We start from the raw sequence: 24,841 nt of genomic DNA, 5'->3' as shown, positions 1-24,841 counted from the left end.
AGGGACGGCGCGGTCAGCCCGCCTCCCGCTCCAGTAAGGCCGCGTCGCGCTCCGCCAGCCTGCGGAGCATGTCCCGGACGCGGTCGCGCGCCTCGTCGGCCGCGTCGATGGCCTCCACGCAACTCCAGTACGTGGCCTCGTCGTCGGCGGCGCAGGCGATGCCGACCAGGGCGATGCCGACGTCGCCGAGGAGGCCGCCGAGATGTGTCAGGCACGGGCGGGTCTCGCCCAGGTCGGTGAGCTTGGCCGCGCGCGGCCTGCCGGTGGCGGGCGGCGGACGGTCCAGCACCCCGCAGCCCCGGCCGGCCAGCTCGGCCAGCCCTTGTGCCTCACCTCGCAGTTCGGGCGGGCCGGTGACGGCCAGGCGGCTCCCTATCGTCTGGGCCAGCGCCTGCGCCTGCCACACCTCGGTCAGCAGCTCCGGCACACCGACGCCGGCGGCCAGGGCCTTCCTGCTCTTCACGATGAGCCGCACAGCGTCCATGCGCTGCCCCCGTCTGTCCGACGCGCTGCCCACGCGTCCGCATCCGTTGAACTCCCTTGTTCACTACCCAGAGTGAATCTCCGTGAGACAAAAGGCCAGAGGAAGTCCGAAATCTGTGGACAACAATTCCAGCCGGGTCGGCTTTTCGAACACGGAGCGTGAGAACGGAGGGCTCGCGTCCTACGTCTCGGGCGGGGTGGGGACCGGGAAGCGGTGTTCGTTCCGCTCGATCTTGCGGGCCAGGGCGTCCAGCGGATCGACGCCGAGGATTTCGCAGAACTGCAGGAGGTAGGCGAGGACGTCGGCCACCTCGTCGGTGACGCGGTGCGCGGTGTCCGGGTCGTCCATCACACGCGCGGACTCCTCCGGCGTCAGCCACTGGAAGATCTCCTGGAGTTCGGCGGCCTCCACACCGAGCGCGGCGACCAGGTTCTTGGGCGTGTGGTACGGCTGCCAGTGACGCGCGGCGGCGAAGTCGGAGAGACGGCGCTGGAGCGCGGGCAGGTCGCCGGGGCGGGTCTCCCCGTCGTGCGGATCAGTCACGCCTCAGGTGTACCACGGTCGCGCCGGGCACCCCGGCGGCCCAGGTGGCGTCGCTCACCGCACCGGTCAGGCGGATGTGCCCGCGTTCGCACATCCGCGCCGCCAGCTTGAGGAGGGCGGCGCGCTGTGCCGGGTCGAGCGACCGGTCCAGGCCGTCGGCGAGGACGGTGAGGCACCGCAGCGCGGCGGGCACCTCGCCGGGCACGTCGGTCTCCAGCACACCGGGACCGGTGAGCAGCACCAGCGCGAGGGCGGTGTAGCGCAGTTCGCCGTCGCCGAGCCGCCGCAGCTCCGTGCGGGTGCCGTTCCCCCGGTCGAACAGGGCACGCACCAGGCGGCCTCCGCCGCAGGGCTCGGCGAGCAGGTCGGCGACCGGCCCGGCGCAGCCGACGCGCACGGCGTCCACGAGGAGTCCGTGCCGCCGGGTGCACTCCGCCCGGGTGCGCCACAGGACGTCGGCGAGGTTGTCGCAGCCGCCCAGCAGCCGGCCGGTGCCGCCAGGGACGGGGGCGCGCATGCGCTCGGGGCGGGGGTCGCAGGGGAAGACGGAACGCAGCGCCACCAGCATCTGCTCGGCCGCGGCGAGCACCCGGAGCTGACCGGCGGTCGTACCGGCCACGCGCAGCGGCAGCAGGGCGGTACCGAGGCGGTCGTCGGGAAGGGGGCCACGGGTGACGGCGGTGGCGCCCGCCGTGTGCCAGGCGGCCTGGACGGCCCGCCGCCGGGGGTCGCGCAGGGCGGTCTCCAGGAGGACCAGGCCGTCCGCGGACAGCCGCTCCCCCACGATCCGCAGTTCGGGTTCGGCCTGCACGGCGACCTCCAGGCGGACCGGCCCCTCGGGTCCGTCGGCGGTGCAGCCGATACGGAAACCGCGGCGGCGCTGGGCGTCGGCGCGCGCCCACTCCGGTACGCAGGCGGCGGGCTCCGGGAACGCCTCGCCCAGCTCGGCACCGCCGCCCAGCCGGGCCAGCGCCTCGTACGCGCGCAGGGCGCTGGTCTTGCCGCTGCCGCTGGGCCCGGCGATCAGGGTGAGGTCGCCCAGGGGGAGGGTGGTGCCGCGGTGCCCGGCGAAGGCGGAGAGCAGCAGCTCGGTGACCCGCGGCAGCCCGGGCCGCCGCGTCGCCCGGCCCGTGTCCGCGGGTGCGTGCGTGAGTGGTGCGGCGGGCTGCGGGACGGTGGTCGCGACCGGCTGGGGCGGGGGCGGCGGGGTCATGCGCCGGACGCTAAACGCCCCGCACCCCGCCGAACCGTTCCGTCGCCCGTTCATTCCTACGGACGGACGGCACACGCCCGTCGGGAGCGCCCGCGCTCCCGCGCCGCACGCGCCCCTCGGGCCGCGCCCGCACGCGCCCGTGCGCGCCTGGGCCCGGCTCGTCACGCCCCCGGTGCCCCCACGCCCTCGATGAGGCCCGTGACCTCCGTGCCGGCGGGGGTGAGGAGGAAGACGTTGCGGTCGACCCGGTGCATTCCGCTGGCGAGTCCGAAGACGACGCCCGTGCTGAAGTCCAGGACACGCTTGGCGACGTCGGACTCCGCGCCGGTCAGGTCCAGCAGGACGGGTATCCCGGACATCAGGGTCTCGGCGACCTCGCGGGCGTCGGCGAAGACGTTCACCCGCAGGACGACGAAGCGGCGCCGCGCCTCCGTCGCGGCCTCCGGCATGGCGCGGTGGCCCACCGCGGACGGCCACGCGTCGCGGCCCCGCAACGGCACGACCTGGGCGAGCCCCTCCCACTGTTCGTCGGTGACATCGTGGCTGCTCACCGGCATGCTCCGTCCCCTGTCGCGCTGACTGTCTGCATCAGCCAATTCTTACCCATGGTCACCCGTTCGGCCCAATAACGACACGCTCCGCCATCCCTCGCCGGACAACCCCCGGACGGACGGCAGACGTTGACCCCGGCGCCGCGTGCGGGTTGCATGAGCGCATGGCTGGTGAGACGGACGGTGGGACGGGCCCGGTGCTCGGTTTCGACACCCAGGAGGACTGGGAGACGTGGCTGGAGGAGCATCAAGGGGACGCGGCGGGAGTCTGGTTGAGGATTCCGCGGAAGGGATCGGGGCTTCCCGGCATCGACTACGCCACCGCCCTGGAGTCGGCGCTGTGCCACGGCTGGATCGACGGGCACAAGAAGAGCCTGGACGAGACGCACTGGATCCAGCGGTTCACGCCCCGGCGCCCCCGCAGCAGGTGGTCGGCGGTCAACCGGCAGAAGGCGCTCGACCTCATCGCGCGGGGCCGGATGCGCCCGGCGGGCCTGCGGGAGGTGGAGAAGGCGCAGGCGGACGGCCGTTGGGACGCGGCGTACGCGAGTCAGCGTACGGCGACCGTCCCCGACGACCTGCGGGCCGCGCTGGATGCGCGGCCCGCCGCCCGTGAGTTCTTCGACACGCTGGACAGCAGGAACCGGTACGCGATCCTGCACCGCGTCGAGGAGGCGAAGCGGGCGCAGACGCGTGCGGCGCGTATCGAGAAGTTCGTGACCATGCTGGCGGCAGGCGAGAAGCTCTACCCGTGACCGACCGGGGCTCCGCCCCGGACCCGCTCCTCGAACGCCGGAGGGGCTGAAGTCAGCCCCTCCGGCGTTCGAGGAGGCGCGGCCCCCAGGGCGCGGTCAGCCCGCGAGGAGCGCTTCCGCCGCCGCGACCCCGCAGACGCGGGCCGCGCCGTGCGTGGCGATGTGCAGGGCGCCGCGGGGCGTGGCCTGGGGGACACCCATCTCCACGACCGCCGTGTCCGGTCCCACGGCGAGCAGGGTGTCGACGGCCGCGCCCATCCACGCGTGCCGGTGCTCGTCGCGGACCACGGCGACGACCCTCCGGCCCCCCGCCGCGCGAAGCGCCTCCGCACCGGCGTCGGGACCGGTGAAGTGGCCGGTGACGGTGCCCGGCAGCAGCCGTTCCAGTTCCGTACCGACGCCCCACGGCGTCTCCGCGCCGACCGCGATGTTCGGGGCGGGGCTGAACGTGGCGACGTACACCGGCCCGGTGACCGGTGCGGGTCCGGCGGCACGGGTGACGGTCACCGCGCGACGGGCGGCCGCCAGCCCGATCTCCGGCGCGGGGTCCCCGACGGACGCGGGTGAGCGCCGCATGCCGGTGGTCCACTCCGCGAGGGAGCGGACCCGGGCGGCGGCGTCGGCGAGCCGCTCCTCCGGCAGTTCGCCCGAGCGCACGGCGGCGACCAGGGCGTCCTGGAGGCGCTGCACCGTGCCCTCGTCGCTGAGTCCGCCGCCCACGCAGATCGCGTCGGCGCCGGCCGCGATGGCCAGGACGACACCGTGTTCGAGGCCGTAGGTGTCCGCGACGGCACCCATCTCCATGCCGTCGGTGACGATCAGGCCGTCGTAGCCGAGTTCGCCGCGCAGCAGGTCGGTGAGGATGCGCCGGGACAGTGTGGCCGGGCGGTCCGGGTCCAGCACCGGCACCCTGATGTGCGCGGTCATCACGGCCCGGGTGCCGGCTTCGATGGCCGCGCGGAAGGGCTGCAGTTCGCGCTGGTGCAGCGTCGTGGCGTCGAGGTCGATCTGCGGGAGCGCGTGGTGGGAGTCGACGCTGGTGTCGCCGTGGCCGGGGAAGTGCTTGGTGCAGGCGGCGACGCCGGTGGACTGCAGGCCCTCCACGTAGGCGGCGGTGTGCCGGGCGACCAGGGCGGTGTCGTGGCCGAAGGAGCGGACGCCGATCACCGGGTTGTCGGCGTTGGCGTTGACATCGGCCGACGGGGCCCAGTTGAGGTTGACGCCGCACTCGGCGAGCCGGCGGCCCAGTTCGCGGGCCACCTGCCGGGTGAGGGCGGGGTCGTCGACGGCGCCGAGGGCGTGGCTGCCGGGGAAGGAGGAGCCGGTGCGGACCTCCAGGCGGGTGACGTCACCGCTCTCCTCGTCGATGGCCACCAGCAGGTCGTCCCGTTCGGCCCGCAGCTGGGCGGTGAGGGCGGCGACCTGCCCGGGGTCGGCGACGTTCCGGCCGAACAGGGCGACGGAGGCGAGGCCTTCGGTCAGGCGGCGCCGGATCCAGTCGGGCGCGGTGGTGCCGGTGAAGCCCGGCTGCAGCACGGCGAGCGCGTCCCGGGTGAGGGTGTCGGTGCCGGTGGTGAATGTCGTCATCGGGTGGCGTTATCCCTTCACGGCGCCCGCGGTGAGGCCGCTGACGGCCCTGCGCTGCAGGAAGACGAAGAGGATCAGGATGGGGACGGCGAACAGGGAGGAGGCGGCCATGGTCGCGCCCCAGTCGTCGCCGAACTGGGTCTGGAAGCTGGACAGCCACAGCGGCAGGGTCTGCGCGCCCCCGGACTCCTTGCTGAGCACCAGGACGAGGGGGAACTCGTTCCACGCGGTGATGAAGCCGAACATGGAGGTGGACATCAGGCCCGGCGCGAGCAGCGGCAGGATGACCCGCCGGAACGCCTGGCCGCGGGTGCAGCCGTCGACCATCGCCGACTCCTCCAGCTCCTTCGGCACGGCGGCGACGAAGCCGCGCAGCGTCAGGATGGTGAAGGGCAGGATCATCATCATGTAGAACGCCGTCAGCGGCACCAGGCTGTTGAGCATGGAGGCGTCCCGCACGATCATGTAGATCGCGATGACCATGACCTCCCAGGGCGCCATCTGGGCCAGCATGAAGCCGACGATGAAGCCGCGCCGCCCCTTGAACCGCATGCGGGCCAGGGCGAAGGAGCCGGCCAGCGCGATGCCCAGGGAGAACAGGACGGCCAGGCAGGTGACGGTCAGCGAGTTGCGGACGTACGTCCAGAAGTGGTCGGCGTCGACCGCGGTCGCGAAGTGCTCGAACGTGACGTTCGTCGGGAACCACACCGGGTCCTCGGCGATGATGTCGCCGGTGGGCTTCAGGGCCGTGGCGAACATCCAGTACACGGGGAAGAGGCAGGCGACGAACACGACGAGGGCCGTGGCGTTGGGCCAGACACGGCCGAAGAGCGAGCGCTTCACAGCGCGTCCTCCTCTTGCTTGAGCACGATCCTGAGGTAGTACGCGGTCAGGCCGAGCATGATCAGGATGGTCAGCACCGCGATCGCCGCGCCCATGCCGTAGTGCTGGTTGCCGACGCCCTCGATGTAGGCGTAGACGGGCAGGATCTCGGTGAGCCGGTCGGGGCCGCCGCCGTTGAAGGTGAAGACCTGGACGAACGCCTTGAAGATCCAGATGATCTCCAGGAACGTCGTGGCGTAGAGGAACGGCCGCAGGAACGGCAGGGTGACCGTGGTGAAGCTGCGCCAGGCGCCGGCGCCGTCCAGGGCGGCCGCCTCGTACAGTTCGCCGGGGATGGTGGTGGTCGCCGCGTAGAGGTTGATCGCGACGAACGGCACGGACATCCAGACGATCAGCAGGGTGACGACGAAGAACGTCGACATCTGGCTGCTGGTCCAGCTGTAGTCGGCCATGGAGTGCCAGCCGAGCTTGTCCAGGACCCAGTTGACGACGCCGAAGCGCTGGGCGAACAGCCACTGGTAGACGGTGGTGGCGGCGACCACGGGCATGGCCCAGGCCAGGACCAGGCCGATCATCAGGGTGAGCCGCATCCGCTTGCCGAGGCGTGCCAGCAGCAGACCGACCAGGGCGCCCAGCAGCATCGTGAGGGCGACGTTGACGGCCGTGAACAGGATGGAGCGGAGGGTGACCCGCCAGAAGTCCTCGCCGGTGAGGACCTCCTTGTAGTTGTCGATACCGTTCCACTCGGTGACGTGCTGGATCAGCTGCGCCATGTTGAGGTTCTGGAACGACAGCAGCAGGTCCTTCAGCAGCGGCCAGCCCAGCAGCAGCACGGTGGCCGCGCAGGCGGGCAGCAGCAGGAGGTACGGGGCGAGCGCGCCGGCCCGCGACGCGGCTCTCGGTGGGGGTCCGCCCGGTGCGGTCCCGCCCGACTTGCGGACGTCCGCCGGTCCTGAGGGCGGCCGTTCGGTCTGCACGGTCATGCTCGCGATCTCTCTTCTCGGCGTGCTCAACGCGGGGCGGGGACCGTCTGGCAGGCCGGTCCCCGCTCCGGTCGGAGCGCGTGCGCTGTTACTGCTGCTGCGCCAGGCGCTTGTTGAACTCGCCCTCGACCTGCTTCGCGGCGGCGGCCGGAGACTTGCCGTTCAGCACGGCGGTCAGATACGTCTTGACCGGGTTGGGGTCGTTCTCGACCGCGGCCCACTCCGGGATCAGCGGCGTGGTGCCGCCGACGGCGGCGGCCGGTGCGGCGGCCTCGGCGGGGGCGTTGCCCTTGAGGTTGCCCTGCAGCGACTCCTTGTTGGGGATGACGCCGTTGAGCTTGGCGAGCTGGCCCTCGTACTTGTCGGAGAGGGCGAGCTTCAGGAACTCCTTGGCGAGTTCCTGCTTCTGGCTGCCCGCGGCGACGGCGAGGTTGGAGCCGCCGAGGAAGACGCCCTCGGGCTTGTCGGCCGTGGCACCCGGGATGGTGAAGTAGCCGATCTCCTTCTCGATGGCCGGGTTGGCCTCGATGGCGATGCCGGCCTCCCAGCCCATGCCGATGAAGGCACCGACGTTGCCCTTGGCGAAGACCTCACCCTGCTGCGGGGTGGCCTCGTCCTTGTCCTTGGGGGCCTTGGAGAGGGCCTGGAACTTCTTGTAGGTCTCGGCGGCCTTGGCGACCTTGGGGTCGTCGAGGTTGGAGACGTACTTGTCGCCGTCCTTCTTGACCAGTTCGCCGCCCTCGCCGACGACCAGGCCGACGAAGTGGTACCAGTTCTGGCCGGGCAGGTAGATCGGCTCGGCGTCGGTCTTGGCGCCGATCGTCTTGAGCGCGGCGTAGAACTCGTCGCGGGTCTTGGGCGTGTCCTTGAGGCCGGCGTCCGCCCAGACCTTCTTGTTGTAGAGGACGACGCGGTTGGCGAAGTACCACGGCGCGGCGTACTGCTTGCCCTCGAAGACGGACGACTCGTTGAGGGACTCGGTCCACTCGCCGCCGATCTCGCTCTTGAGGTCGGCGAGGTCGGCGAGGCCACCGGTCTTGGCGTAGGCCGGGGTCTGGGTGTTGCCGATCTCGAAGACGTCCGGCGGGTTCTCCTCGGACAGGGCGGTGGTCAGCTTCTGCTGGATGCCGTTCCACTGCTGGACCTCGAACTTGACCTTCGCCTTGGTCTTCTTCTCGAACTCGGCGGTGAGGTCCTTCTGCCACTGGTCCGGCGAGGAGCCGTCCATGACCCACACGGTGAGCGTCTGACCGGCGTAACCGTCCACGCCGGCCTTCTTGCCGCCGTCGCCGTCGTCGCCGCCACACGCAGCGACGGAGAACAACATGCCCGCGACCCCGATCGCGGCTATCAGCTTGCGCTTCACGCGCCACCCCTCCTCAGGAATGCCTTGCGCACCCACGCCCTCGGCGGAGACCCCCGCAACGGCGCAACAGCTCGGCGGGGTGGGACCCGGCTTCCTCTAAATGGTTTAGACCAGCAAGGGGAGCTTGGCCTAGACCTATGGCCCTGTCAAGGGTTGTCCGCGAACGGCTGGACAACGGAAGGGGAGGTGAAACGCGGGCGGAGAACTCCATCCAAAGAGGGACGTGTTGCAGGGTTGGACTAGACCAAATTGACGACACGCCGTTATAACGGGATCGCCGAGCGTGCGGCGCCGATCCCTGGCGGTCCGCCGACGTGCACCGTGGCCGGCCCCTGCCGTCCGCGCGCCGGACACCGCAGCCGGAAGGCAGGTCATGAGTACGGACGTCAGCAGCGCCGGGGCCGACACGAGGGCGCCGGGCCGCCGGGACCGCGTGCCGAAGTACTACCTCATCAAGCAGCGGCTGCTGCAGATGACCGACGAGCGCGCGCCGGGCTCCCCGATGCCGGCCGAGCGGCTGCTCGCCGTCGAGTTCGGCACGTCCCGCACCACCGTCCGCAAGGCACTGCTGGAACTGGTGAGCGAGGGCCGGCTCGACCGCATCCAGGGCAAGGGCACCTTCGTGGCCCGGCCGAAGGTGTATCGGACACTCCAACTGACCTCGTACACCGAGGACATGCGCGCCCAGGGGCTCAGCCCCGCCTCGCAGGTCCTGGACATCGGATACGTCCCGGCGGACGCGGAGCTGGCGGCGCTGCTGGAGGTGGAACCGGAGGACCGGGTCCTGCGGATCGAGCGGCTGCGGCTGGCCGGTGGCGAGCCGATGGCCATCGAGGCGACCCACCTCTCCGCCCGCCGCTTCCCCGGCCTGCGGCGCAACCTCACCCGCTACACCTCTCTCTACACCACGCTCGCCGAGGTGTACGGGGTCCGGCCCGCGGAGGCCGACGAGACCATCGAGACCTCCCCGGCGACACCGCGTGAGGCGGGCCTCCTCGGCACGGACGTGGGCCTGCCGATGCTGCTGCTGTCCCGCCACTCGCGGGACGAGAACGGGGCCCCGGTGGAGTGGGTACGGTCGGTGTACCGCGGCTCCCGCTACAAGTTCACCGCGCGACTGCGGCGACCGCGGGGGTGAGGGTGCCGCGGCACGAACCGCCGGTCAGCTCGTCGAGGGGACGGTGAGCATGCGAGGCTCGATGCGCTCCTCGACCGCCTCGTCCCCCTCGCGTCTGACGAGGTAGGCCCCCTTGCCGGGGATCTCGGCCACCGCCTCCACCAGTTCCGTTCCGCGGTAGACCAGACCGACACCGTCGTCGGTGCAATGGGCCGTCGGAAGCGTTCCGTCCGCGACGAGGCGGTGCGTCAGGGGCCGTCGCCCCTCGTCCGTGTCGTAGTGCACGCCGTTGCCGTAGGGAAGGAGACCGAGGGCGTTCGTGAGCGGGCGCAGCTCCGGTCCGAACGAGTCGGTGGCTCCCCCTTCGAACCAGCACAGGGACCCCGCGCTCACCCCGCTCAGTACGACGCCGGCCTGCCAGGCTCGGCGCATGACGCCGTCCAGCCCATGGACGCGCCACACCGCCAGCAGGTTGGCCACGGAGCCGCCCATGACCCAGACGACGTCCTGGTCGAGCACCGTCGCCTCGACGTCCTCCACGTTGGGCATCGGGAACAGGTGCAGAGGCGTCAGGTCGAACCCCGCGATCCGCGCGGCCTCCGTCATACGGGCCGTGAAGTGCTCCGCGTCCCCTATGGCGGTGCCCACGTACATGACGCGCGGGCGTCGGCCGTGGACGCCGGAGAGGTCGACGGCGTGATGCACCAGGGCGTCGAACATCACCCGGGTACGCGTTCCGACCCGGTGCCCGCCCGAGGTGGCGACGATGGTGGGTTCCCGTGACGTCATGACCGTGATCGTAGGGGTGACTCAGCGGCCCCGGCGGCCCGTTCGAGCTTCGCGCGGTGGGCCGCGCGGGCTTCCTCGTCGATCGGCCGCTCGTGCTCGGGGCGCAGCCCGGTGCGGCCGTCGAGGCCCTCGCGCAGGATGTCGGCGTGGCCGGTGTGCCGGACGGTCTCGCCGAGGACATGGACCATGACGGCGAACAGGTTCGTGTCGGCATGCGGCTCCGGCCACCACGGCACACGGCCGGGGGTGTCGAGGGCCAGCGCGTCGATCGTCGCGTCCGAGTGCTCCCACGCGCGCCGGTAGAACCCGACGACCCCGTCGCGGGTCTCGCCCCCGGCCGCCCACAGGTCGCTGCCGTCGGCGTCCTGCCAGCGGGGCAGCGGCTGCGGGGACGGGCGGCCGAAGACCTCGCCGAAGTACCTGGCCTCGACGGTGGCGACGTGCTTGACCAGGCCGAGGAGGTTGGTCCCGGTCGCTGTCAGGGGCCGGCGGGCGTCGTACTCGGACAGTCCGTCGAGCTTCCAGAGCAGCGCCTCGCGGTCCCGCCGCAGTCTGCCGTGCAGATGGTCCTTCGCGTATGCGTCGATCACGCGGCAGGAGCCTGCCACGCCCTTCTCACGGCCTCAAGATCCCGCGGGCGGTTCGGGCAGCTCGGATCCGCCGGGCGCGAGCGGCGTCGGGCGGGGTGAACCGGACGTTCCGCAGTGCGGGCGGGGTGGATCACCCATGTGATCTCGGACATCCGTCCCGGCTGCACGAGTCGGTACGGCGCGCCCGGACGGACCCACGTCGCCGTCCCTGCGGGCGCCGTCGCACGGGGGCGGCGGAGGGCCGTGGGCGGCTCTCCGGGCGCTTCCGTCCCGCCCAGGTCACCCACCCCGCGGGGCCGCCACGTGCACGGGAACCTCCGGCATCGTCGTCACGGCCGCTCCCCCGGTCCGGCCGGCCGGCATCGGCCCGCGGGCACCGCGAGTCCATCCACCGCTCACATGACGGGAGTTGGGGATTACCGAACACGGCAGGCGGGCAGGCTCCGGCCGTCCGAATCGGCCACGTCACTTGACCACATTTTCCACACACCCTCTCTTCATACCGGCCCCGATGGTCTAGATTGACCCTGCTTCGGCTGTTCCAGCACGAGGCGACCGATTAAATGATCTTTGAGTCCGGCCTCGCGGGAAGGGACATTCCGCGGCGCCAGGCGTGGGGGTGATCACACCGCTGAGCCCCGGGGGGGCTCGGGTGCGGCACGCACCCGGGGGACCGGAAGGTCCGCTCGGCTCGTTACACCGGCGCGGCCGTGTGCCGTTGCCGCCGCGACAGGTTGGTCACGTTGTTCTGACGTACTCGGCATGCCATGCACGGGAGGCGGGGGCCTCCCGGGGTGAGGAACAGCGCGGTTCGGGGGGTGGGGTCCCCCCGGCGGGAGAAACAGTGTCAGGCGTGCACGTCGCATCACTGGGGACCTGGGGGGTTCTGTGCGGCAAGGGGGAGTGGTCAGCCCGTTCCCGTCGGAGCGCGGGCAGCTGGCGGACGGGGAGATCAGCAGAGGCACGGCCGACTGGGAGCACCGGTACCGCCGTACCGTGATCACCGGCGACACCGTGGCCACCGCCGTCGTGGTGGCGGGCATCGGGAACTTCTTCGGCGTCCGGGACGCCGCCAACTGGCACGAGAAGTGGGGCATTCTCGCCTTCGGCACCTGGTTACTGGTGCTGGGGGCGCTCGCGGTGAGCCGCTCGTGGGCTCCGACCGTGCTGGGCCAGGGCGCCGAGGAGTTCCGCCGGCTCGGGCGCTCGCTGTTCATGGCGACCGTGGTGCTGGCGCTCGGCGGCATCGCCCTGACCTCGCGCAACATCAAACTCTGGATCTTCGTCGCGGTGCCCGCCATCGCGCTCGTCACCATGACGATGCGCTACCTGCTGCGGCTGTGGCTGCACCGCCGGCGCAAGGAGGGGCGGTGCCTGCGGCCGGTGCTGGCCGCCGGAAGCCCCGCCACGGTGCGCGACCTGATCGCCCGCACCCGCAGGTTCCCGCACCTGGGCTGGCGGGTGGACGCGGTCTGCACCACCGACGGCCCCGGGCTCGACGGCGACCGGCTGGACGGCGTGCCGGTGGTCGGACGGCTGGCGGACGTCGCCGAACACGTCCGTCACGACGGCTACCGCGTCGTCGCCGTCACCCCGGACCCGCACTGGTCGCCGGACCGGCTGCAGCGGCTGTCCTGGAACCTCGAGGGCAGCGATGCCGAGATGGTCGTCGCCCCGGTGCTGATGGAGGTGGCCGGCCCGCGGCTGCATGTCGACGCCGTCCTCGGCATACCGCTCCTGCGGGTCAGCATGCCGGCGTTCACCGGCGGGCGCCGGGCGGTCAAGGGCGTCGTCGACCGGCTGGGCGCGCTGATCCTGCTGGTGGTGCTGGCGCCGCTGATGCTGCTGGTCGCGCTGCTCGTGGCGACGGACAGCCGGGGCGGGGTCTTCTACCGGCAGCGCAGGGTCGGCAAGGACGGCCGCGAGTTCACCATCCTCAAGTTCCGCACGATGGTCCCCGACGCGGACCGCGTACGCGCCGCGCTCGCCGACCGCAACGAGGGCGCCGGGCCGCTGTTCAAGATGCGCCGGGACCCGCGGGTGACCCGGGTGGGGGCGGTGCTGCGCCGCTACTCGCTGGACGAGCTGCCGCAGCTGTTCAACGTGCTCACCGGCGCGATGTCGCTGGTCGGCCCGCGGCCGCCGCTGCCGGAGGAGTGCGCCGCCTACGGCCCGGACATCCGGCGCCGGCTGAAGGTCAAGCCCGGTCTCACCGGCCTGTGGCAGATCAGCGGGCGCAGCGACCTGTCGTGGGAGGAGGCGGTCCGGCTGGACCTGCGGTACGTGGAGGACTGGTCCCTCGCCCTGGACACCGTGATCTTGTGGAAGACGCTGCGCGCGGTGGTGCAGGGGCAGGGGGCCTACTGATGCGCGACGGCCGTGGGGCGGCCGGGGTGGTGCGGACCGCAGGCCGAAGGGGCCTGCCCGGGGGGAGGAACGGGTCATGAGAGTCAGCGTGTTCGGACTCGGTTACGTGGGCTGCGTGTCGGCCGCGTGCCTGGCGAGCATGGGTCACGAGGTCATCGGGGTGGACGTCAACCCGGTGAAGGTGGACCTGGTCAACGACGGCAAGGCGCCCGTCGTCGAGGAGCGGATCGGCGAGCTGATCGCCGAGGTGGTGGGCAGCGGGGCGCTGCGGGCCACCACCGACGTACGCGAGGCGATCGCGGGCAGCGAGGTGTCGCTGATCTGCGTGGGCACCCCGTCGGAGCCCAACGGCAGCCTGTGCACGACCTACTTGGAGCGGGTGACCGAACAGATCGGCGCGGCGCTGGCCGAGCGGGGCGGGCGGCACACCGTGGTGTTCCGCAGCACGATGCTGCCGGGCACCTGCCTCGGTCTGCTGGTGCCGGTCCTGGAGAAGCACGTCGGCGGCACCGCGGGCGTGGACATCGGTGTCGCGGTCAACCCGGAGTTCCTGCGCGAGGGCACCAGCGTGCGGGACTTCTTCGACCCGCCGAAGACCGTCATCGGTGAACTCGACCCGGCGAGCGGCGACGTCGTCGCGGCGCTCTACGCGGACCTGCCCGGCGAGGTGTTCCGGGTGCCGGTGCCGACGGCCGAGGCGATCAAGTACGCGGACAACGCCTTCCACGGGCTGAAGATCGGCTTCGCGAACGAACTGGGCGCGGTGTGCCGGGCGCTCGGGGTCGACTCGCACCAGGTGATGGACGTGTTCCTCGCCGACCGCAAGCTGAACATCAGCCCCGCCTACCTGCGTCCCGGCTTCGCCTTCGGCGGCTCCTGCCTGCCGAAGGACCTGCGCAGCCTGGTCCACGCGGCGCAGCGGGCCGACGTGTCGGTGCCGATCCTCGCCCATGTGCTGCCTTCCAACGAGGAGCACCTGCAGCGCGCGATCGAGCTGGTGGAGCGCACCGGGAGACGCAAGGTGGGCCTGTTCGGGCTGTCGTTCAAGCCCGGCACCGACGACCTGCGCGAGAGCCCCCTCGTCGAACTGGCGGAGCGGCTCTTCGGCAAGGGGTACGACCTGCGCATCCACGACGCCAACGTGAGCCTGTCCCGGCTGCTCGGCGCGAACCGCGAGTACATCGAGACCCGGCTGCCGCACCTCGCCCAGCTGCTCGCCGACTCCGTGGACGAGGTGCTGGAGCACGCCGAGGTCGTCCTGGTCGGGACCAAGGACCCCGCCGTGCTGTCGGCGCTGCCGCACGGCGGCGGGCCCGTGATCGTCGACCTCGTCCGCCTCCCCGACGCCGAGGCGCGCCGGGCCGAACCCGGGTACGTGGGCCTTGCCTGGTGAGACGAAGGGCGGGCGGCGGCGCCGCGCGCTGATCCTGGTGGAGAACCTGTCGGTGCCGTTCGACCGGCGGGTGTGGCAGGAGTGCCGGACCCTGCGGGACGCGGGCTGGGAGGTCGACGTCATCTGCCCGCAGGGCACCAAGCGGGACACCGAGCCGGAGGCCGTGATCGACGGGGTGCGGATCCACCGCTACCCGCTGCGCGCGGCCACCGGGGGCCCGGCCGGCTACCTCAAGGAGTACGGCACGGCGCTGTGGCACACCGCCCGGCTTGCCCGCAAGGTCGGCCCGGTCGACGTGGTGCACGCCTGCAACCCGCCGGACCTGCTGTTCCTGCCCGCCCTGATGCTGAAGCGGCGCGGGGCGAAGTTCGTCTTCGACCAGCACGACCTGGTGCCCGAGCTGTACCTCTCCCGGTTCGGCCGGGGCAAGGACCTGCTCTACCGGGGCGTGTGCGCGCTGGAGCGGACGACGTACCGGGCGGCGGACGTGGTGCTCGCCACCAACGAGAGCTACAAGGACGTCGCCGTGCGCCGGGGAGGGCGGCGCCCCGAGGACGTGTTCGTGGTGCGCAGCGCGCCGGACACCGAGCGGTTCCACCCGGTCGAGCCGGAGCCGGAGCTGAAGCGCGGCAAGCCCCATCTGCTCTGCTACCTGGGCGTGATGGGCCCGCAGGACGGCGTCGACTACGCGCTGCGGGCGCTGGCGAAGCTCCGCGACGAGCTCGGGCGGACCGACTGGCACGCGGTGTTCGTCGGGGCGGGCGACACCTTCGACGCGATGGTCGGGCTGTCCCGGAAGCTGGGGCTGGCGGAGCAGGTGGAGTTCACGGGGCGCGTGCCGGACGCCGACCTGGTGCGCTACCTGTCCTCCGCGGACGTGTGCCTCTCCCCCGACCCGTGCAACCCGCTCAACGACGTGTCGACCATGAACAAGGTCCTGGAGTACATGGTGATGGGCCGGCCGATCGTCTCCTTCGACCTGAAGGAGGCGCGGGTCTCCGCCGGTGAGGCCGCCGTCTACGCGGCGGGCGACGACGAGACCGCGTTCGCCGAGCTGATCGCCCAGCTGCTGGACGACCCCGAACAGCGCGCCCGCATGGGCAAGTTCGGGCAGGAACGGATCAACGGCCCGCTCGCCTGGCGCAATTCGCAGGCGGCGCTGCTCGCCGCGTACGAGGCCGCCGTCCGGGGCGGCGCGGGAGCGGTGGCGGCCCGGAACGGGCGGGAAAGAGGCACGTCCCTTGAGCGATGACGCGATACGCCTGGTGACCATCGGGCGGATGTTCCGCCGGCGCGGGAGGCTGCTGGCGTCCCTCGTCGTACTGGGGGCGCTGGCCGGCTTCGGCGCCTCCCTGGTGTTCCCGCCGCGGTACACGACGTCGGCGTCGGTGCTGCTGCCGGGCGCCTGGGAGGAGCGCGTGCTGCTGACCCAGGCGGAGATCGCCACCAGCACGGTGGTCACCGACCGGACCGCCGCCGCGCTCCGCTGGGGCGGGGTGGACGGCGAGGAACTGCGCGAGCGGGTGCGTGCCGAGGCCACCGACGGCAACATCATCAAGATCTCGGGCACCGCCGAGAGCCCCGAACGGGCCCAGCGGCTCGCCGACGAATCGGCGCGGCAGTTCGTGGAGTTCTCCGCGCGGGTCGTGGACGAGACGGCCGATCCGAGCACGACGGCCGGCCCCGACGAACTGCGGCAGACGGTGCTCACCACCAGCCGCCGCATCACCGAGCTGGCCGACTCCGCCGACCCCGGCCGGACGGTGGAGAGCGTGCAGACCCGCACCGAGCTGGCGAAGCTGCGCACCACGCTGCAGGAGGCCCTCGGCAAGCTCAGCCAGACCGACCCGTCCGCGGCGGGCTCCCGCCTGGTCGTGATGGGTCCGGCGGCCGAACCCACCGGTGAGGCCCGCCGACCCGGGTGCAGCTGGTGGCCGCGGGAGCGGTGCTGTTCCTGCTGCTCGCGGTGGTCGGACATCTCACCGCGGCCCGGGTGAGCCGCCGGCTGCGCGGCGAGCCGGAGATCGCCGCGGCGCTGCGGTCCGGGCTGCTGGGCGGCGTGGACGTCCCCGCCGAACGGGGCGCGCGCCGGCCGGGGGACGGTGGCGCGCGCCACCGGCTCCGCCGGCTGCTGGGCGTCGACCGGCCCTGGAACACGCCGGCTCCGCGGCGGGCCGGCGACGAGGCGGACCTGGGGATCCGGTACCGGAGGGTGTGCGCCCGCGTCCGCGACCTGCTGCCGGGCGCGCGGCGCCTGGTGCTTGTCGTGCCCGATGACGACCCGGTCGCCCTCCGGGCCGCGGCGCGGCTGGTGGCGGAGTCCGGGGGTGATCCGCTGCTGCGGGTGGCGGAGGTCTCCGCGGAGGCGCCGCTGGTGGCGGACCGCGACGACGAGTCGGGCGTCCTGGTCGTGCTGGGCACGGGCACCCGCACCGCCGCCGAGCTGGCCGGCATCGCGGAGGCGTGCGCGGACGCGGGACACGACGTCGTCGGCATCGTCCTGGCCGACGCGGTCCGGACCCGTCCGGCGCGGTCCGCCGGCCCGCTGCGGGAGGCCGCCGCGCCGGCCCTCGCGGTCGGCGACGGGGCGCGGGGAGGTACGCGATGACGACGAGTACGCCGGCCGAGCCGACGGCCGCCGCTCCCCTGCTGGACCTGCAGGCGCTGGTGGTGTCGGTGCGCAGACGCCGCCGCCTGTGGGGCTCCCTGGCGCTGCTGGGGCTGCTCCTCGGCGCAGCGGTGGCGGTGCTGCTCCCGCCGCCGCCGACCGCGGTGACCAAGGTCCTCGTGGCCCACCAGGACGACCAGCCGAACGACCCCGGCACGCTCATCCTCACGGACGTGGCGCTGCTGCACACCACGCGGATCGCCGACGCCGCGCTGGAGTCGCTCGGGTCCTCCGAGAGCGCGGAGGGCTTCATGGAGGACTACGAGGGCGCCGGTCTGACCAACAACCTGATGGAGATCAAGGCGACGGGCGACACCGGCGAGGAGGCGGTGGCCCGTGCCGAGGCGGTGGCCGAGGCGTTCGTCGCGGACCACGTGCGACGGATCAAGCAGGCCGCGGCCGCCGACGCAACGACCCTGCTCGTCCAGCGCGACCGTATGCAGACAGAGCTCGACCAGGTGAACGAGACGATCGGTGACGGGCCGCCGGAGGGCAGCCCGGAGCAGTCGGCGAACCTGGAGTCGCTGTTCGCCCGACGCGCCGAACTCAGCTCCCGCATCAGCGACTTCACGCAGCGCGCCGCGGAGGCCCGGGTCGGCACGCCCCGGTTGATCGCCGGCACGCAGATCGTCGACGCCCCGCACACGGTGCGGCACTCGATGCCCAAGGCCCTCGTGACCGACGGCGGGATCGGGCTGGTCCTCGGCCTGGTGCTGGGGCTCGTGGTCGCCGCGGTCGCCTCGGTGGTGGGCGACCGCCCGGTGCTGCGGCGGGAGATCGCGGCGCACCTGGGTGCCTCGGTCACCGCGGAGGTGTCCCGCTCGGCACTGCGGCCGGGCGGGCCGTGGCGCGGGCGCCGCAGGCGCGCGGCACGGACCCGGCTCACCTCGTCCCTGGCCCGTACGGTGCGCGGATCCACCGAGCCGGTGTCCCTGCTGGAGCTGGGCTGTGCGCGCGGCGCCGGCGCGATCGCCCTGGACCTCGCCCGGACGCTGGCCGAGGACGAGCCGGTGGTCGTCGTCGACGCCCTGCCCCGGCACGGCCCGGCCGCGCGGCGCCGTCCGAGGCCGGGCGACCCGGAGGTGGTCGGTGTGGAGCGCGTCGCGGCCGTGTCACCCGAGCGGCGCCGGATCGGTGTCGGTTCGGTGGCGCCCGGCGCGACCTGGGCGGACCTCGCCTCCCTCGGCACCCGGACGGTGCTCGTCGTACGGGCCGGCCACGGCACCACCGCGTGGCTGCACACGGTGGCCCGGCAGCTCGCGGACCGGCGCGTCGAGGTGGCCGGTGTGGTGCTGGTCGACCCCGATCCGCGGGACCGGACCGACGGGACGCTGTGGGACGGGCCGTTCCCCGTGCAGCGCGCCCGGGGAGAGCGCGCGGCCCGGCAGAACGGCGGCACCTCCTCCACCGTGCAGGCGGTGGGGGACGGTACACGGCGGACGGAGCGGCTGCCGATGTGGGCGGCGCGGGTCCCGGACAGCGACCAGGAGGCGCGGTAGCTCATGTGCGGCATCGCAGGCACGTACCGGTGGCCGGACGGCAAGGCCGTCACCGACCGGCTCACCGAGACCCTCGCCCACCGCGGCCCGGACGGGTCGGGCGGCTACAGTCACGCCCTCGGCGACGGCGAGGTGCACCTCGGGCACCGCAGGCTGGCCATCCTCGACCTGTCGGAGAACGGCGCCCAGCCGATGGTGTCGGGCGGTCTGGCCCTGACGTACAACGGCGAGCTGTACAACGCGCCCGAGCTGCGCGCCGAGCTGGAGGGCGCCGGGGTGCGGTTCCGGGGCACCTCCGACACCGAGGTGCTGCTGGAGGCCTGGCGGCGCTGGGGGACGGACTGCCTGCCCCGGCTGCGCGGGATGTTCGCGTTCGCGGTGTTCGACGAGCGCACCGGTGACCTGGTGCTGGTCCGCGACCAGCTCGGCATCAAGCCGCTGTTCCTGCTGCGGCGGGGTGAAGGGCTGGTGTTCGCCTCGGAGTTGAAGGCGCTGGCGGCGGTGACGGGCGGGTCGCTGGAGGTGGACCCGGCGGCGCTGGTCGCCTCGCTGCTGTACTACTGGGTGCCGGACTCGCGGTGCGCGTTCCGCGGGGCGGAGAAGCTGCCGCCGGGGACCTGGCTGCGGTGCCGGGCGGACGGCTCGGTGCAGCGCGGCCGGTTCTGGGACCTGCGCGAGGTCGCCGCCGAGGGGCAGGAGCGGGCACGGTCCGGTGATCTGCCGGACCTGGCGGCCGTGGTGGAGGAGTCGACGCGGCGTCATCTGCTGTCCGACGTGCCGGTGGCGACGTTCCTGTCCGGCGGGCTGGACTCCAGCTATCTGACCGCGCTGGCGGCCCGGGACCGGCCGGGCATCCCCGCGTACACGATCGGGTTCCGGGCGGAGGACGCGCGGTTCGAGGCGATGCCGGACGACCTGCGCTACGCCCGCCGGGTGGCCGAGCGGTTCGGTGTGGACCTGCGGGAGATCGAGATCGCCCCGGACGTGCTCGACCTGCTGCCCCGGATGACGTACCACCTGGACGAGCCGGTCGGTGACCCGGCGGCGATCAACACCTTCCTCATCTGCTCGGCCGCCCGGGAGGCCGGGGTGAAGGTGATGCTGTCGGGGATGGGCGCCGACGAGCTGTTCGCCGGGTACCGCAAGCACCTCGCCAACCTGATCGCGGTGCGCTACCGGCACGTTCCGGGGCCGGTGCGGCGCGGGGTGGCCTCCGCCGTGGACCGGCTGCCGGTCGCCACCAGCCGTCGCGGACTGCGGTCGGTGCGGTTCGCGAAGCGGTTCCTGTCCTTCGCGGGCCTGCCGGAGGAGACGGCGTTCCGGCGCAGCTACACCCTGTACGACCGCCAGGAGCTGGCCGGTCTGCTCGACCCGGACCTGGCCCCGGCGGTGGACGACGTGCTGGCCGAGCACGCGGACGTCTATCAGGACAACGAGCTGGACGACTTCGTCAACCGCATGTGCCTGGCCGACGCCCGGATGTTCCTGCCGGGCCTCAACCTCGCCTACACCGACCGGTCGAGCATGGCCGCGTCGACCGAGGTGCGGGTGCCGTACGTGGACGTCGAGGTGGTCAGGGCGGCGTTCGCCGTCCCGGGCGCCCGCAAGATCGCCGGACGGCAGGGCAAGGCGGTGCTGAAGGAGGCGGCCACGACGGTGCTGCCGCGGGAGATCGTGTACCGGCCCAAGGGCCTGTTCAGCGCCCCGCTGCGGGCCTGGATGAGCCGGGACCTCGCGCCGCTGGTGCGCGAGGTGGTGAACGACGGCCTGCTGGTCCGCTCCGGTTTCCTGCGCCGGGAGGCGCTGGCGCGCATGGTCGCCGAGGACGCGGCCGGGCAGCGGGACTTCTCCAAGCATCTGTGGCACGTGCTGACCCTTGAGTACTGGTACCGCGACGCGACCTCCAGGGCCGGCCGGAACTCCCCCACCTCGACGGCGTAGAGACAAGAGGAACTCCGTGAAACAGGTAGTGCAGAACTACAAGAGCGGTGAGCTGGCGCTGCTCGACGTGCCGGAACCGGGCTGCAAGCCGGGCGGGGTGCTGGTGCGCACCGCCTTCTCGCTGATCTCCACCGGCACCGAGCTGATGAAGGTGTCCGAGGCCGGCATGTCGATGCTGGGCAAGGCGCGTTCGCGGCCGGACCAGGTGGCGAAGGTCGTGCAGAGCGTCGCCGCGAACGGGGTGCCCGCCACCTACCGCAAGGTGATGGGCAAGCTCGACTCGTACACGCCGCTGGGCTATTCGCTGTGCGGGGTGGTGGAGCAGGTCGGCGCCGGCATCGACGACGTGAAGGCCGGCGACCTGGTGGCGTGCGCCGGCAACGAGCACGCGCTGCACGCCGAGCTGAACTGGGTGCCGAAGAACCTCTACGTGCCGGTCCCCGACGGCGTCGCGCCCCGGCACGCGGCGTTCGGCACGGTCGGGTCGATCGCGTTGCAGGGCGTGCGGCAGGGCGAGTCGAGGCTCGGCGAGGTGGCGCTGGTCATCGGTCTCGGGCTGATCGGGCAACTGGTGGTGCAGCTGCTGAACGCCTCCGGGGTGCGGGTGGTCGGCGTGGATCCCGATCCGGCGCGCTGTGAGCTGGCCGAGCGGCTGGGGGCGGCGGCCTGCGGGGACCCCGGGTCCGCGAGCGTGGAGAGCGCGGTCGCCGAACTCACCGGCGGCATGGGCGTGGACCAGGTGTATCTGGCGGCCGGCGGGAGCAGCAACCAGCCCGTCGAGCTGGCCGCGCGGCTGTGCCGGGACCGCGGCCGGGTGGTCGACATCGGCAAGTGCCGGCTCGACCTGCCGTGGAACGCGTACTACGAGAAGGAACTCGACGTCCGCTTCTCCCGCAGCTACGGCCCGGGCCGCTACGACCCGGAGTACGAGCTCCAGGGCCGGGACTACCCGATCGGCTACGTCCGCTGGACCGAGCGCCGCAACCTGGCGTGCTTCCTGGACCTGATCGCCCGCGGCCGGGTCGACGTGGAGCCGCTGGTGTCGCACGTCTCCGGCTTCGAGGACGCGGTGGAGACGTACCGGCGCCTGGAAGACGGCGAGTTGAAGGCCGTCGCCGTGCTGTTCCGGTACGCCGCACCGGCCGGGGGGACGCCCGTGGAGGAGGCTCCCGAGGTGACCGTGCCGGAGGTGCGGCGGCGGCCCGAGCGGTCGGGGCCCGTCCGGCGCACGGGCACGGTGCGGCTGGCCTTCGTCGGCGCGGGCACCTACGCGTCGTCGATGCTGCTGCCGCACCTGGCCCGCCGAGGCGGAGTGGAGCTGGCCACGGTCGTCACCACGACGGCGCTGTCCGCGGCCAACGCGCAGCGGAAGTTCGGCTTCTCCGAGGCCACCACCGACCTGGACGCGGTGCTCGGCGACCCGGCCGTGGACGCGGTGTGCGTGGTGACCCGGCACAGCTCGCACGCCGAGCTGACCCGGCGGGCGCTGCTGGCCGGCAAGGCGGTGTTCGTGGAGAAGCCGCTGGCGCTCTCCGAGGAGGAGCTGGCCTCCGTGCTCTCGGCGGTGGAGGAGTCCGGCAACGACCGGATCCAGGTGGGCTTCAACCGCCGGTTCGCCCCGCTGCTGCGGGAGGCCCGGGAGCGGTTCGGGGGCCGGTCCGGCCCGGCGAGCCTGCGCTACCTGGTCAACGCGGGCCGTCTGGACCACGGGAGCTGGTATCTGCGCCAGGACACCGAGGGGTCGCGGTTCGCCGGGGAGGGCGGGCACTTCGTCGACACGGCGAGCTGGCTGCTCGGCGCCGACCCGGTGTCGGTGTACGCGGTCGCCCCGGACGGCAACGAGGACCTGCAGATCGTGCTGCGCTACCCGGACGGGTCCACGGCCACGATCAGCTACGTCACGTCCGGGCCGTCCTCCTTCCCGAAGGAGACGCTGGACCTCATCGCGGACAACAAGGTGCTGCGGCTGGACGACTTCGTGCGGGCGGCGGTCCACGACGGCCGCCGCAGGCAGTGGGTCGGCTCGCGACTGCCGAAGGCCCGGGACAAGGGCCAGTCCGCGGAGCTGGCGGCGTTCGTGAAGGCCGTGCGCACCGGCGGGCCGATGCCGGTGCCGCTGGAGTCGCTGGTCGCCACCACGACGGCCACGCTCGCCGTCACGACCGCCCTGGCGAGCGGCGTGCCGGTCACGCTGGCGGGGGCGCGATGACCATGAGCGCGGGGTGGTACCTGCGGCGGCTGTCCCGGATGGGGCCGCGGGAGGCCGGCGGCCGGGCGGCCGACGCGGTGCGCCGCCGGCGGTGGCGGTCGGGGGTGCCCGGACGGCCGCCGGTGAGCGGCGCCCGGTTCACGGCCGTGCTGCCGGCGGACGCGCTCGGCGCGGTGGCGCCGGACGCGGTGAAGCGACTGGTCGCCGAGGCGGACCGGCTGATGGCCGGGCAGGCCGAGTACTTCGGGGTGACCCGCGACGACATGGCCGGCCCGGACTGGCAGTTCGACCCGAGGACCGGCCGCCGGGCCCCGCTCGGGTACGCCTTCGACGTGCCGTACCGCGACGAGGACGCGGTCGGTGACATCAAGCAGATCTGGGAGCCGTCCCGGCACCAGTACCTGACGGTGCTGGCCGCCGCGTACGCGCTCACCGGCGACGACCGGTACGCGGAGCGGGTGGCCGCGCATCTGCGGTCCTGGTGGGAGGCCAACCCGCCGCTACGGGGCGTGCACTGGGTCAGCGGCATCGAGCTGGGCATCCGCCTGGTGTCGTGGGTGTGGGTCCGCCGGCTGCTGGACGGCTGGGCGGGCGCGCCCGCGCTGTTCGAGGAGAACCCGGTGGCGCTGGACCAGATCTGGCACCACCAGCGCTGGCTGGCCGCCTTCCCCAGCCGGGGGTCGTCGGCGAACAACCACGCCGTCGCCGAGGCCGCCGGGCAGCTCGCCGCCTCCTGCGCGTTCGACTGGTTCCCGTACTCGCCCCGGTGGCGGGCGGACGCGCTGCGCGACCTCGACCGGCACCTGCGCGCCAACACCTTCCTGTCGGGGCTCAACCGTGAGCTGGCGACCGAGTACCACGGGCTGGTCCTGGAGCTGGGTCTGGCCGCGCTGGCCGAGGCGGACGCGGCGGGCGCCGGGGTCCCGGCGACGGTGCGGCTGGTGCTGCTGCGGATGACGGACGCGCTCGCGGCCGTCGTCGACAACCGGCTGCGTCCGCCCCGCCAGGGGGACGCGGACGACGGGCACGGGCTGGTCGTGGACGGCGCGGGCACCGACCGCTGGGGGTCGCTGCTGGCCACCGGGGAGGCCGTGTTCGGCCGGCTCGACTGGTGGCCGCGGGTGTCCGGCACCGACGTCCGCACCCCGCTGCTGACCTCGCTGGTCCGGCCGTACGGGGCGACGGTGGCGCGTCCGGTGAGCCGGCCGGCGCACTTCGCGGACGCGGGACTCACCGTGCTGCGGGGTCCCGGGGAGATCTGGTGCCGCTGCGACGGCGGGCCGCACGGCTTCCTGTCGATCGCGGCGCACGCCCACGCGGACGCGCTGTCCGTGGAGGTGCGGCACGACGGGGTGGACGTGCTGGCCGACCCGGGCACGTACTGCTACCACGGCGAGCCCCGGTGGCGGAGCTACTTCCGCTCGACACTCGGCCACAACACGCTCGAGGCGGACGGCCGCGACCAGTCGATCTCCGGCGGGCCGTTCCTGTGGACCCGGCACGCCCGCACCCAGGTGCTGGCCGTGGACACCTCCGGCACGCGGGCGGCCCGCTGGTGCGCCGAGCACGACGGGTATCTGCCGCTGACCCACCGGCGGCAGGTGGAAGTGGTGCACGACAGCGCGGAGGTGAGGGTGGTCGACACGGTGAGCGGCGACCGCCGGAAGGTGCGGCTGGCGTTCCACCTCGGACCGGCGGTCACGGCGCAGTTGGAGGGGCACCGGGCGCGGCTCACCTGGGACCGGGACGGCGAGCCGCGCTCGGCGACGCTCGACCTGCCGGCCGGTCTGGTCTGGCGCGCGCACCGCGGCGAGAGCGACCCGCCGCTCGGCTGGTACTCCCCCGGCTTCGGCCGCAAGGAGCCGAGCACCACGCTGGTCGGCAGCGGACGCGCCGACGGGACGGCCGAGTTCACCACCGTCCTCGGGTTCGGCGGCTAGGGG

The 24,841-nt window shown here is 73.1% G+C and carries 19 protein-coding genes and 1 pseudogene; 10 read left to right on the top strand and 10 right to left on the bottom strand.

Annotation, left to right across the window (positions count from 1 at the left end):
* Positions 1–13: 13 nt before the first annotated feature.
* The 4 genes from F3L20_RS11935 to F3L20_RS11920 form a co-directional block, all read right to left on the bottom strand.
* Positions 14–484 (bottom strand): DUF6099 family protein, encoded by a 471-nt coding sequence (locus F3L20_RS11935; protein WP_150154220.1) that lies wholly within the window; start codon positions 482–484, stop codon positions 14–16.
* Positions 485–664: 180 nt separating this feature from the next.
* The gene (locus F3L20_RS11930) at positions 665–1,027 is read right to left on the bottom strand and encodes a nucleotide pyrophosphohydrolase (protein WP_150154218.1); all 363 of its coding nucleotides are present in this window, start codon (positions 1,025–1,027) and stop codon (positions 665–667) included.
* Positions 1,020–2,240, bottom strand: coding sequence for an ATP-binding protein (locus F3L20_RS11925; protein WP_150154216.1), 1,221 nt, complete (start codon positions 2,238–2,240; stop codon positions 1,020–1,022). Before F3L20_RS11925 ends, F3L20_RS11930 begins: the two co-directional genes overlap by 8 nt.
* A 161-nt stretch (positions 2,241–2,401) precedes the next feature.
* Positions 2,402–2,797: a cell division protein SepF gene (locus F3L20_RS11920; RefSeq protein ID WP_145828644.1), complete on the bottom strand. Its 396-nt coding sequence runs from the start codon at positions 2,795–2,797 to the stop codon at positions 2,402–2,404.
* A 158-nt stretch (positions 2,798–2,955) separates the two neighbouring features.
* Between F3L20_RS11920 and F3L20_RS11915 the strand changes: the two genes are divergently transcribed.
* Entirely contained in the window at positions 2,956–3,546 is a 591-nt protein-coding gene (locus tag F3L20_RS11915; protein WP_167534511.1) for a YdeI/OmpD-associated family protein, read from the top strand.
* A 96-nt stretch (positions 3,547–3,642) separates the two neighbouring features.
* Here the strand turns inward: F3L20_RS11915 and F3L20_RS11910 are convergent, their stop codons facing one another.
* From F3L20_RS11910 to F3L20_RS11895, 4 genes are all read right to left on the bottom strand, one after another.
* Positions 3,643–5,133, bottom strand: coding sequence for a glycoside hydrolase family 3 protein (locus tag F3L20_RS11910; RefSeq protein ID WP_150154214.1), 1,491 nt, complete (start codon positions 5,131–5,133; stop codon positions 3,643–3,645).
* Positions 5,134–5,142: 9 nt separating this feature from the next.
* Positions 5,143–5,976 (bottom strand): carbohydrate ABC transporter permease, encoded by an 834-nt coding sequence (locus tag F3L20_RS11905; RefSeq protein WP_150154212.1) that lies wholly within the window; start codon positions 5,974–5,976, stop codon positions 5,143–5,145.
* Positions 5,973–6,959 carry a carbohydrate ABC transporter permease gene (locus F3L20_RS11900; protein WP_150154210.1) on the bottom strand — a complete coding sequence of 329 codons (987 nt, stop codon included), beginning with the start codon at positions 6,957–6,959 and terminating at the stop codon, positions 5,973–5,975. The genes F3L20_RS11905 and F3L20_RS11900 overlap by 4 nt, the downstream gene beginning before the upstream one ends.
* Before the next feature lie 88 nt (positions 6,960–7,047).
* Complete coding sequence (locus F3L20_RS11895; protein WP_150154208.1) at positions 7,048–8,325, bottom strand: extracellular solute-binding protein; 1,278 nt, start codon at positions 8,323–8,325, stop codon at positions 7,048–7,050.
* 373 nt (positions 8,326–8,698) lie between these two features.
* Here F3L20_RS11895 and F3L20_RS11890 point away from each other — a divergent pair, with 373 nt between their 5' ends.
* Positions 8,699–9,463, top strand: a complete 765-nt coding sequence (locus tag F3L20_RS11890) for a GntR family transcriptional regulator (protein ID WP_150154206.1) — start codon at positions 8,699–8,701, stop codon at positions 9,461–9,463.
* A 24-nt stretch (positions 9,464–9,487) separates the two neighbouring features.
* On the opposite strand, the gene F3L20_RS11885 is transcribed toward F3L20_RS11890, so the two are convergent.
* The gene (locus F3L20_RS11885) at positions 9,488–10,231 is read right to left on the bottom strand and encodes a peptidase E (RefSeq protein ID WP_150154204.1); all 744 of its coding nucleotides are present in this window, start codon (positions 10,229–10,231) and stop codon (positions 9,488–9,490) included.
* Positions 10,228–10,821, bottom strand: coding sequence for a DinB family protein (locus tag F3L20_RS11880; RefSeq protein ID WP_150154202.1), 594 nt, complete (start codon positions 10,819–10,821; stop codon positions 10,228–10,230). The genes F3L20_RS11885 and F3L20_RS11880 overlap by 4 nt, the downstream gene beginning before the upstream one ends.
* Positions 10,822–11,709: 888 nt before the next feature.
* On the opposite strand from F3L20_RS11880, the gene F3L20_RS11875 reads away from it, so the two are divergent.
* The 8 genes and pseudogenes from F3L20_RS11875 to F3L20_RS11840 all read left to right on the top strand — a co-directional run bounded on the left by F3L20_RS11875 (position 11,710) and on the right by F3L20_RS11840 (position 24,838).
* Positions 11,710–13,188 (top strand): sugar transferase, encoded by a 1,479-nt coding sequence (locus tag F3L20_RS11875; protein ID WP_150154200.1) that lies wholly within the window; start codon positions 11,710–11,712, stop codon positions 13,186–13,188.
* Positions 13,189–13,264: 76 nt separating this feature from the next.
* Entirely contained in the window at positions 13,265–14,581 is a 1,317-nt protein-coding gene (locus F3L20_RS11870) for a nucleotide sugar dehydrogenase (RefSeq protein ID WP_150154198.1), read from the top strand.
* Positions 14,571–15,833: a glycosyltransferase family 4 protein gene (locus F3L20_RS11865; RefSeq protein ID WP_150154196.1), complete on the top strand. Its 1,263-nt coding sequence runs from the start codon at positions 14,571–14,573 to the stop codon at positions 15,831–15,833. The genes F3L20_RS11870 and F3L20_RS11865 overlap by 11 nt, the downstream gene beginning before the upstream one ends.
* Positions 15,823–17,189, top strand: a pseudogene (locus tag F3L20_RS11860) (polysaccharide biosynthesis protein). The gene F3L20_RS11865 and the pseudogene F3L20_RS11860 overlap by 11 nt, the downstream one beginning before the upstream one ends.
* Positions 17,186–18,748 carry a Wzz/FepE/Etk N-terminal domain-containing protein gene (locus tag F3L20_RS11855; protein ID WP_150154195.1) on the top strand — a complete coding sequence of 521 codons (1,563 nt, stop codon included), beginning with the start codon at positions 17,186–17,188 and terminating at the stop codon, positions 18,746–18,748. The pseudogene F3L20_RS11860 and the gene F3L20_RS11855 overlap by 4 nt, the downstream one beginning before the upstream one ends.
* Positions 18,749–18,751: 3 nt before the next feature.
* Positions 18,752–20,689: an asparagine synthase (glutamine-hydrolyzing) gene (gene asnB / locus F3L20_RS11850; protein WP_150154194.1), complete on the top strand. Its 1,938-nt coding sequence runs from the start codon at positions 18,752–18,754 to the stop codon at positions 20,687–20,689.
* A 16-nt stretch (positions 20,690–20,705) separates the two neighbouring features.
* Complete coding sequence (locus F3L20_RS11845; RefSeq protein WP_150154193.1) at positions 20,706–22,898, top strand: bi-domain-containing oxidoreductase; 2,193 nt, start codon at positions 20,706–20,708, stop codon at positions 22,896–22,898.
* Entirely contained in the window at positions 22,895–24,838 is a 1,944-nt protein-coding gene (locus F3L20_RS11840) for an alginate lyase family protein (RefSeq protein ID WP_150154192.1), read from the top strand. Before F3L20_RS11845 ends, F3L20_RS11840 begins: the two co-directional genes overlap by 4 nt.
* Positions 24,839–24,841: the final 3 nt, after the last annotated feature.

Source organism: Streptomyces tendae (genome assembly GCF_008632955.1).
GTDB lineage: Bacteria > Actinomycetota > Actinomycetes > Streptomycetales > Streptomycetaceae > Streptomyces.
This window is presented reverse-complemented; position numbering and strand designations above follow the sequence as displayed.